This is a genomic window from Brevundimonas sp. Root1423, from assembly GCF_001426805.1.
In genome coordinates this window covers 26,441-35,959 of sequence record NZ_LMFL01000022.1, presented here as the reverse complement: position 1 = coordinate 35,959, position 9,519 = coordinate 26,441, and the positions used below count along the sequence as shown (strand labels likewise).

10 protein-coding genes are annotated in these 9,519 nt (G+C 69.7%); 6 read left to right on the top strand and 4 right to left on the bottom strand.

The window, feature by feature from the left end:
* The 3 genes from ASD25_RS13270 to ASD25_RS13260 form a co-directional block, all read left to right on the top strand.
* On the top strand, positions 1–474 hold a 474-nt coding region (locus ASD25_RS13270), incomplete at its 5' end, for an isocitrate/isopropylmalate family dehydrogenase (RefSeq protein WP_235562721.1).
* A gap of 251 nt (positions 475–725) precedes the next feature.
* Positions 726–1,319 (top strand): DUF2939 domain-containing protein, encoded by a 594-nt coding sequence (locus ASD25_RS13265; protein ID WP_055827874.1) that lies wholly within the window; start codon positions 726–728, stop codon positions 1,317–1,319.
* Between the two features lie 73 nt (positions 1,320–1,392).
* Positions 1,393–1,947: a DUF2939 domain-containing protein gene (locus tag ASD25_RS13260; protein ID WP_055827877.1), complete on the top strand. Its 555-nt coding sequence runs from the start codon at positions 1,393–1,395 to the stop codon at positions 1,945–1,947.
* Here ASD25_RS13260 and alaS read toward each other — a convergent pair.
* The 4 genes from alaS to ASD25_RS13240 form a co-directional block, all read right to left on the bottom strand.
* Positions 1,944–4,619, bottom strand: a complete 2,676-nt coding sequence (gene alaS / locus ASD25_RS13255) for an alanine--tRNA ligase (protein WP_055827887.1) — start codon at positions 4,617–4,619, stop codon at positions 1,944–1,946. The genes ASD25_RS13260 and alaS overlap by 4 nt on opposite strands.
* A gap of 98 nt (positions 4,620–4,717) precedes the next feature.
* A complete protein-coding gene (locus ASD25_RS13250) occupies positions 4,718–5,188 on the bottom strand; it encodes a hypothetical protein (RefSeq protein WP_055827889.1) in 471 nt (156 codons plus the stop codon).
* A gap of 216 nt (positions 5,189–5,404) precedes the next feature.
* Entirely contained in the window at positions 5,405–6,391 is a 987-nt protein-coding gene (recA, locus tag ASD25_RS13245; RefSeq protein WP_056617466.1) for a recombinase RecA, read from the bottom strand.
* Positions 6,392–6,621: 230 nt separating this feature from the next.
* Positions 6,622–7,020 carry a hypothetical protein gene (locus tag ASD25_RS13240; RefSeq protein WP_056617463.1) on the bottom strand — a complete coding sequence of 133 codons (399 nt, stop codon included), beginning with the start codon at positions 7,018–7,020 and terminating at the stop codon, positions 6,622–6,624.
* Between the two features lie 306 nt (positions 7,021–7,326).
* Here ASD25_RS13240 and ASD25_RS13235 point away from each other — a divergent pair, with 306 nt between their 5' ends.
* Genes ASD25_RS13235 through ASD25_RS13225 form a run of 3 tightly spaced genes read left to right on the top strand, consistent with a single transcriptional unit; the run spans position 7,327 to position 9,500 of the window.
* Positions 7,327–7,941 carry a hypothetical protein gene (locus ASD25_RS13235; RefSeq protein WP_156376902.1) on the top strand — a complete coding sequence of 205 codons (615 nt, stop codon included), beginning with the start codon at positions 7,327–7,329 and terminating at the stop codon, positions 7,939–7,941.
* A 2-nt stretch (positions 7,942–7,943) separates the two neighbouring features.
* The gene (locus tag ASD25_RS13230) at positions 7,944–8,831 is read left to right on the top strand and encodes a CsgG/HfaB family protein (protein WP_055827898.1); all 888 of its coding nucleotides are present in this window, start codon (positions 7,944–7,946) and stop codon (positions 8,829–8,831) included.
* Positions 8,832–8,849: 18 nt separating this feature from the next.
* Complete coding sequence (locus ASD25_RS13225; protein WP_156376903.1) at positions 8,850–9,500, top strand: hypothetical protein; 651 nt, start codon at positions 8,850–8,852, stop codon at positions 9,498–9,500.
* Positions 9,501–9,519 lie beyond the last annotated feature (19 nt).

Below are 9,519 nucleotides of genomic sequence, written 5' to 3'. Positions count from 1 at the left end.
CTGATCGACGACATGGTGGCCGCGGCCATCAACTGGTCGGGCGGCTTCGTCTGGGCSTGCAAGAACTACGACGGCGACGTGCAGTCCGACGTGGTGGCGCAGGGCTTCGGYTCGCTGGGCCTGATGACCTCGGTKCTGATGACMCCGGACGGCAAGATCCTGGARTCGGAAGCCGCCCACGGCACCGTCACSCGCCACTATCGCCAGCACCAGAAGGGCGAGGCCACCTCGACCAACTCGATCGCCTCGATCTACGCCTGGACCCGCGGCTTCTCGCACCGGGCCAAGCTGGACGGCAACGCCGAACTGGCGACCTTCGCCGACACGCTGGAGCGCGTCGTCGTCGAGACCGTCGAGGCCGGCYACATGACCAAGGATCTGGCGCTGCTGGTCGGCGAYCAGCAGGGCTGGCTGACCACCGAGGGCTTCCTCGACAAGGTGGCCGAGAACCTGACCACGGCGAAGGCTTCCTAGAAGGGGCGCTATCGCTCGCGACGCGGTCGCTCGCTGCTTGAGTTGGGACCGCGTCAGACCAACCAAGGCTCGCCGGACTCGCGTCCGGCGAGCCTTTCCCGGCCACATGACCAAGGATCTGGCGCTGCTGGTCGGCGACCAGCAGGGCTGGCTGACCACCGAGGAGGGCTCGCCGGACTCGCGTCCGGCGAGCCTTTCGTTTGAGCGGAACCGGCGTTCATGCATTGTGATGGCGAACTTCGGGGGCTGCGATGAAGAAGCTTTTCGGCAATCTGCTGCTGCTGGCCGTCATCGCCGGCGTGGTCAGCTTCTTTCTGGCCCCGGCCGTGGGCTTCTTCGCCATCCGCTCGGCGGCCGACGCGAACGACGTGGCGGGCCTGTCCCGCCTGATCGACTTCGCGGCGGTGCGACAGTCGCTGCGGCCGCAACTGAGCGGCAATCCGGCGGCCATGGCCCCCGCGCCGTCCTTCATGGAAGACCCGATCGGCGCGGTGCGGCGTCAGCTGGAGCAGGCCTCACCCGCCGCGGCGCCCGACGTCGATGTCTATCTGACGCCCGCCGCACTCGGGGCCCTGACGCGCGGCGAGGGTCGTTACGCCTCGCAGCGCACCGGCGCGGCGCCCGAGACCGAACGCACCAATCCCATGCCCGGCCCGGTGTTCTGGAGCATCAACCGCGCCCGGATGGCGGTGACCGACGAGGGCGGGTCCCGGACCATCTTCACCTTCGAGCGCCGCGGCCCGTTCGAATGGAAGCTGGTTCACATCGGCCTGCCCGAGGGGGTGGCCCCCGCTCCGGGCCCGGCGCCCCCGACCGTGGGCCACAGCGGCGGCAAGGGCGGCTGATCGCGGGCTGGCGCCGCCGGCCGATTCCCGGGTACCGTGACGGCGGGAAGGCGTTTCGGCGCCAGAGGGAAGCATGACCAGAAAGATCATCGTCGGCGTCGCCGTGGCGGCCCTCTGCGCATTCGTGCTCGCCTGGGCCGCGTCGCCCATTCTGGCGGCCAAGGCCCTGATCAATGCGGCCAAGGCCGGAGACTCGCGCAAGATCGAACAACTGGTCGACTTCCCCTCGCTGCGCGCCAGCCTGAAGGATGAGCTGAACGATGAGCTGATCGCGCGCATGCGACGCGACCCGCGGGTGGTGGAAAGCGGGCTGGGCGGGCTGGGCATGATGCTGGCGCCCATGCTGCTGTCAGGCGCGGTGGACACCCTGGTCACGCCCGAGGTGGTGGCGGACATGGTCATGACGGCCGAGGCGCCCGATCCGACGAAGCCGGGCGACCCGAACCCCGCCGACGAGCGGGATGGCAACGACATCCACCAGTCCTGGGGCTATCGCAGCCTGAATGAATTCGCCGTCACCCTGACCGACCGCGACCGGCCCGACGACCATCTGGCGCTGATCCTGCAGCGGCGCGGCCTGTTCGACTGGAAGCTGGCCGCGGTGGACCTGCAGAGCGCGCCGGCCTAGGGGGCCAGCGCCGCCCGCACCGCCGCCAGGCCGGCCTCGGCCTTCGATCCGTCGGGCGCGCCGCCCTGGGCGAAGTCGGCCTTTCCGCCCGCGCCCTGTCCTCCCATGGCGATGACCGCGGCCCGCGCCAGATCGGCGGCGTTGACCGTGCCCGTCATGTCCGAGGTCACGGCGACGGTGACCGCCGCCTTGCCGTCGGTGAGCCCGATCAGTGCGACGACGCCCGAACCCACCTGTTTGCGGAAGTCCTCGGCCACGCCGCGCAGACCCTTGCCATCGACGCCGTCCAGGACCCGGGCGATCAGCTTGACGCCGTTGATCTCTTCCGGCGCGGCGTTGGCGGCGGCGCCGCCGCCGCCGAGGGCCAGCTGCTTCTTCAGGTCCGCGACCTGCTTCTCCAGAGCGCGGCGGTCGGCGGTCAGGGCCTCGACCCGGGCCGGGACGTCGGCGACCTGGACCTTGAACGACTGGGCGAGCGACTTCGCGACGCCGGCCTGGCCCAGCAGATACTGGCGGGCGGCCTCGCCGGTCAGGGCCTCGATGCGGCGCACGCCGGCGGCGATGCCGGTCTCGGAGGTGATCTTGAACAGGGCGATATCGCCGGTGCGGGCCACGTGGGTGCCGCCGCACAGCTCGACCGAATACGGTTTGTCAGCCTCGACAAGGTCGCGGCCGAGGGTCAGGACGCGGACCTCGTCGCCGTATTTCTCGCCGAACAGGGCCACCGCGCCGGCGGCGATGGCTTCCTGCGGACCCATCATCTTCGTTTCGGCGGGCAGGTTCTGGCGGATGACCGCGTTCACCTCATCCTCCATCCGGGCCAGCTCGTCCTCGGTGACCGGGGCGTTGTGGCTGAAGTCGAAGCGCAGGCGTTCGGCATCGACCATCTGGCCCTTCTGGGCCACGTGGCCGCCCAGAACATTGGCCAGGGCCTTGTGCAGCAGGTGGGCGGCCGAGTGGTTGGCGCGGGTGGTCAGGCGGGCGTCCGGCGCGGCGCGGAGCCGGGCCCGGGCGCCGACGGCCAGCGTGCCGGAGGTCACCTCGATGCGGTGGGCGAACAGGTCGCCGGCGTGCTTCTGGACGTCCAGCACCGTGGCCGAGGCCTGCTGGCCGTGGGCGTCGGTCCATTCGATCTCGCCACGATCGCCGGCCTGGCCGCCGCCCTCGCCATAGAAGGGGGTCTGGTCGAACAGGACCTCGGCGGTTTCGCCGGCCGCCAGTTCGTCGACCGAGGCGCCGTCGCGCACGATGGCCAGGACCTCGCCCGAACCCTCGACGGCGTCATAGCCGGTGAAGACGGTGGGCCCGAGGCGATCGCGCAGGGCCAGCCATTCGCCGGTCGAGGCGGTCTGGCCCGAGCCGGTCCAGTGTTCGCGCGAGCGGCTGCGCTGCTCGTTCATGGCCGCGTCGAAGGCGTCGGTGTCGACGGTGAAGCCGCGGCGGCGCGCCTCGTCCTGGGTCAGGTCGAGCGGAAAGCCGTAGGTGTCGTACAGGGTGAAGGCCGTCTGGCCCGACAGGACGCCGCCCTCGCCGAGGTCGCGCGACGCGTCCTCCAGCAGGCCCATGCCGCGGCCCAGGGTGGTGCGGAAGCGGATCTCTTCCTGCTTCAGGGTGTCGGTGATGAAGGCCTCGGCTCGGCGCAGCTCGGGATAGGCCTCGCCCATCTCGGCGACGAGGGTCGGCACGAGGCGGTGCATCAGGGGATCGGCGGCGCCCAGCAGGTGGGCGTGGCGCATGGCGCGGCGCATGATCCGGCGCAGGACGTAGCCGCGGCCCTCGTTCGAGGGCGTGACGCCGTCGGCGATCAGGAAGGACGAGCTGCGCAGGTGGTCGGCGATGACGCGGTGGCTGGGGGTGCGGTCGCCCTCGGCCCGGGTGTTGGTGGCATCTTCGGAAGCCGCGATCAGGGTGCGGAACAGGTCGGTCTCGTAGTTGGAATGGACGCCCTGCAGCACGGCGGCGATGCGCTCGAGGCCCATGCCGGTGTCGATGGACGGCTTGGGCAGCAGGGTGCGGCTGCCGTCGGCGGCCTGTTCGAACTGCATGAAGACGTTGTTCCAGATCTCGACGAACCGGTCCCCGTCCTCGTCCGGCGAGCCGGGAGGGCCGCCGGGGATGTGGTCGCCGTGGTCCCAGAAGATTTCGGTGCAGGGGCCGCAGGGGCCGGTGTCGCCCATGGACCAGAAATTGTCGGAGCCGGCGATGCGGACGATCTTCGATTCCGGCAGGCCGGCGATCTTCTTCCACAGGTCGAAGGCCTCGTCGTCGTCGATGTAGACGGTGACCATCAGGCGGTCGGCGTCGAGGCCGAATTCCTTCGTGCACAGGTTCCACGCCATCTCGATGGCGTGTTCCTTGAAATAGTCGCCGAAGGAGAAATTCCCCAGCATTTCGAAGAAGGTGTGGTGGCGGGCGGTGTAGCCGACGTTGTCCAGATCGTTGTGCTTGCCGCCGGCGCGAACGCATTTCTGCGAGCTGGCGGCGCGCTTGTACGGGGGCGTGGCCGCGCCGGTGAAGAAGTCCTTGAACGGCACCATGCCCGCGTTGACGAACAGCAGGGTCGGGTCGTTCTGCGGCACCAGGGGCGCGGAGGCGACCTTCTCGTGACCGTCGGCCGCGAAATAGTCGAGGAAGGTCGAGCGGATCTGGTTGAGGCTGGACGAACGGGTCATGGGCGTGCGCGGTCAATCGGGGAGGCGGAGGGAAGGCGCGTCATATAGGGGTTTCGGCCCCAATGCATCACCCGCGCGTGACCACGCGCGAGGCCTGCTCAGGCCGGCGGGCCGCGCAGCAGCCGGGCGGCCGTGAGCGACATGGCCACGCCGAAGAAGGCGTGCGCCATCAGGCCGAGGGCGATGATGTCGGCGGGCGGCGGGGCCGGGCGCGGGGGCGACAGCGACAGGGGCACGACGATGGCATCCATCACCCCGTAGACGGTCACGCCGAACAGCAGGCCTGACAGCACGGGCCGGCGCAGGGCCACCGGGGCCTGGAGGGCGGCGGCGACGAAGATGGCGGCGAAGATGACGGCGAGGACGAAGTGGGCGGCGAGGCCGATGGCCGCGGTGGTCCGGCCCCCGCTGAAGGCCTCCGCGCCGAGCAGGCCGCTGGCCACCGACTGCAGGATCCGCATCGGCGGGGCGGGGCGGTAGATGACGAAGGCCGTCAGGATGTCGGCCGCGCCGCCGGCCAAGCCGGCAAGGAGGACGGCGCGCGCCAGGGCACCCGGTCTGGTGGTCATGATGCGCGGTCCTCCCGGCGCGTATGGTTACGCCTGGCCGGCGGGCCCGCAAGAAAAAAGGCCGCCCGACCCGGGTGGGGGTCGAGCGGCCGCTCCGTCCGGCCCGGCCCGGCGGGGTCGGTGGCGGGTCGGCGGACCCGGCCGGAGAAGGTTCGGATGAGACTCCATGGACTTCAAAAAAAAGGCGTCTCATGAGTCTCATGAGTCTCGCCAGGATCAGCCCTCGAGGTCCTGGCCCTCGTCGGGTTCGGGCGTGCCCAGCAGCTCCTCGGCGATCTTGGTGGTCGAGGCGCGCACGGCCTTTTCGATCGAGTCGGCGATGTCGGGATTGGCCTTGAGGAAGGCGATCTCGCCCAGCTTGGAGATGCCCTCGCCGTACATGATGTCGAAGATGACCTCGCGGAACGGCGGGGCGACCTTGTTCTTGACCACCTTCACCCGGGTGGTGTTGCCGACGACCTCGTCGCGGTCCTTGATCGCGCCGGTGCGGCGGATGTCGAGGCGTACCGAGGCGTAGAATTTCAGCGCATTGCCGCCCGTCGTCGTCTCCGGCGAGCCGTACATGACGCCGATCTTGTGGCGGATCTGGTTGATGAACAGGACGATGCACTGCGACTTGTTGATCGAGGCGGTCAGCTTGCGCAGCGCCTGGCTCATCAGACGGGCCTGCAGGCCGGGCAGGCTGTCGCCCATCTCGCCCTCGATCTCTGCGCGCGGGGTCAGGGCGGCGACGGAGTCGACGACCACGATGTCCACGGCGCCCGAGCGCACCAGGGTGTCGACGATCTCGAGCGCCTGTTCGCCGGTGTCGGGCTGGGACACCAGCAGGTCGTCGAGATTGACGCCCAGCTTCTGGGCGTAGCCCGGATCGAGCGCGTGTTCGGCGTCGACGAAGGCGGCGGTGCCGCCGGCCTTCTGGATCTCGGCCACGGTGTGCAGGGCGAGCGTCGTCTTGCCCGAGCTTTCCGGCCCGAACACCTCGATCACCCGGCCGCGCGGCAGGCCGCCGATGCCCAACGCCATGTCGAGGCCCAGCGAGCCGGTCGAGACGGACGGAATCTCCGCCACCACCCCGCCCTTGCCGAGCTTCATCACCGAGCCCTTGCCGAAGGCGCGGTCGATCTGGGCGATCGCCGCCTCCAGGGCCCTTTGCTTGTCGCCGTCGTCCCGGGTCACCAATTTCAGATTCGCCTGTGCCGCCACCTTGCCGCTCTCCCTTGCCATGATTCCCAACTGGTACCCGGGGGAGAGGCCCGCCTTCGGTCCGATGACCGTGACCCACTCCCTGTGAGCGGCAATATGTGCACGGTTTGTTCCGGTTGCCAATATGTTCTTTTTGGAATGGCGGAGAGGTACGTCCAAATTTGACGTATCGGGGCGGGCCTGACGGTGCGCCCGGTCATATTCGCTTGGCTGGCCGGAACCACGACGTTCTACCGGCGGGTCTCGTTCTGACGTCCCCATCTGTCGAAGATCTCAACTCGTCCGCGGAGCATCACCGTGCCCAGGCTCGCGCCGACCGGAAACAGATAGACGCCTCGGGCGTCGGGCCTGACACGCCGCCCATCAACAGCGAGCGTCAACTGCCTGTCTGGCGGGCAGGTCTGTCGGGGAGAGCAGGCTGTCGAAACCGTGTATTCACCCCGCTCGACCCTCACCCGCGCCGAGAAACGGCCTTCACGATCCGTGGTCGCGACCACCGATGCCGAGCCACCGGGATTCTTCCCCAGTTTGACATCGACTCCGTCGATCGGTTCGCCCGGGTTGATCGCCGCCCCCGAGGTCGCCAAGGCGAGGCCGATGAGGGCGACAAGTCTGAGTTTCGATGTCATGCCGGGTTTCCCGCAAGGCCATGTCGGCCGCCGTTCGCGGTCAGACAACGCTGGTCACCGAGAGGCCTCGCTGTCAATGCGGCCTGTGATCCATGCGCGAGCTCCCTGAGCCGGCGGGCCTTCAGGTCAGACTCGACGAGCGCCGTCCCCAGGCCTGGATCAGCGTTCCGCCCGGATCTCCAGACGACGACTGTCGCTGAAACCGTGCTCCGGGTCCTGACAAATTCAAGTCGCATTGACAGCCAAGCTCAACCGTGACCAGCCTGAGAAACCGCCGATATTCAAGCGGCTGTCGGAACTGCCATCATGACATCGCGAGTGGGTCTGATCGGGCTGGCCAGTCTGGTGGGCCTGGCGTTGTCGACATCCGCCAGCGCTCAAACGACGCGAGGCGCCGGCGGCTATATCTTCACGGACATCGTGATTTCCTCCATGCGCGGGGGGCGCACAGTCGCCACCACCCGCACCGACGGGCAGGGCGGCTTCCGGTTCGAAATGCCCGCGGGCGACTACGACATCTGTCTCGACGGACCCGGCCTCAGGTCGGCGATCGGCCGCTCTGGCGGCGGTCAGGATGAGAATCACATCATCGGGGTCCTGATCGGACTGCTGCTGCCGGCGGTCCAGACCGCACAGGCTGAGCGACAACTGACTCTTGGCGGCGCCGCCCCGGGGCCGGGACGGGACGGGGGCCGCGGCCCGTCGCCGGCCGCTCGCGACCTGTGCTTCCCCTACACCGCCGGTCCGGTCGACAGCGCGCGCGCCGGGGTTCACGTGGAGCCCGGCGATATGAACGGCGACGGCCGCCCGGACCGCCGGGTCGATCCGCGGATTCCGCCGCCGGACGCCCGGGCGGCCCCGGCGCGCGCCGCCCCCCTCCCGACCGTGGCCATCACCGGCTCGATCCGCCTGGTGCGATGAGCATGACCGACCTGACCCTGAACCGCCGACGGATGCTGACAAGCGCGACCCTGGTCCTGGTCGCCGGCGCCGCCGCTCCGGTGGAGGCCCGGTCCCAGAACCGCGCGACCTTTGACGGGTTGAGAAAGACCATCGCGGTCGACCTGTTTCAGGCCACAGAGTCCGTCGGCGGTTCGGTCACCGCCGTCGGCATGACCGCCATGCTGACCCAGGCCCTGGTCGAGGACGGGCGTTTCCTGGTGGTGGAGGGGTCCGGCGAGGGGATCGCGCCAAGCGCCATCGTGCGTGCGACCGTGACCAAGTATGAAGCGGCGGCGGGCGGCGGCGGCATGAGCATCAGCGGCGGCCCGTTGGGCGGCCTGCTGGGCGGCCGGGCGAGCACCCGCAGCCAGACCGCGGTGATGGAGATCGCGCTGCGCCTGATCGACGCCGCCACGGGCCAGGTCGTCTCGACCTCCAGCGCCCAGGGCCGCGCCTCGTCGCGCACCTCGGAGGCTGGATTGGTCGACAACTGGGGCGGCGCGCGCCTGGGCGGCGAGATCTTCCGCGCCACCCCCATCGGCCAGGCGGGCCAGGACGCCATCATGAAGGCCGTGGATCAGATCGCCGGGGGAATGCGCGATGTGGAATGGTCGGCGCTGGTGGTCGATGCCGCCGAGAACGGCGTCTATCTGAACGCCGGCGCCGACCGCAACGTCCAGTCCGGCCTGACGCTGAGCGTCTGGCGACCTGGCCGCACCCTGACCGATCCCGGCACCGGCGAGGTGCTGGACGTCGAAATGGCCCGCATCGGACGGGTTCGGGTCGAGACAGTGCGCCCCCGACTGTCGACCGCCAGCGTCGTCGATGGCGAGCCGCCGATCCGCGGCGACGTGCTGAAAGCGGATTAACAGCCTCGAGAGATGACCATGACCGTCAGACCTGTCGCCATCGCCGCCATCGGCCTGTTCCTCGCGGGGTTCGGGCAAGCCACGCCGGGCACGCCGATCCAGGGCATACCCATCGGCCTAGAGGGCGAGCCCGAGTGGCTCGCCGCCCCCGTCCAGACCGACGCCCGGGGTGAGGTCATCTTCTCCGTCGGACCCGGCCGCTATTCAGTCTTCCTGACCAATCCCACGGCGCCGGCGGTCGTGACCGTCACGCCCGTCAATGACGCGCCGTCGATGACCTCCGCGCCGATCAGGCCCGGCCGGGGGAGGGTCTACGCCGTCGATCCTGCAGGCCGTCGGCTGATGACCGTGGTTGCCCGCGGCGGCGGTCGCGTCCGCGTCACCGTCACAGAGGCCGACCCGCGCACCATCGTCACCAGCCTATCAACCGGCGGCCAATCGGGTTCAGAGACCGAAGACGCGCGGGCGACCGCCAACCCATCCGGCGGACCCATCGACATCGAGTCGTGGTCATGGGGGCGGATCGATCGGGTGAATCCAGCCCAGGCATGCACGGCGCGACGGGGGGTTGTCGTCATGCATGAGGGCGTCCTGCAGTGCCGCCTGCCGGCGACGGCCCGCCGCGAGGAGGGCGGTTCGGCCCTGGGGGCAGTGTCGACCACGCGATAGACACGACCGAGCCCCGCCG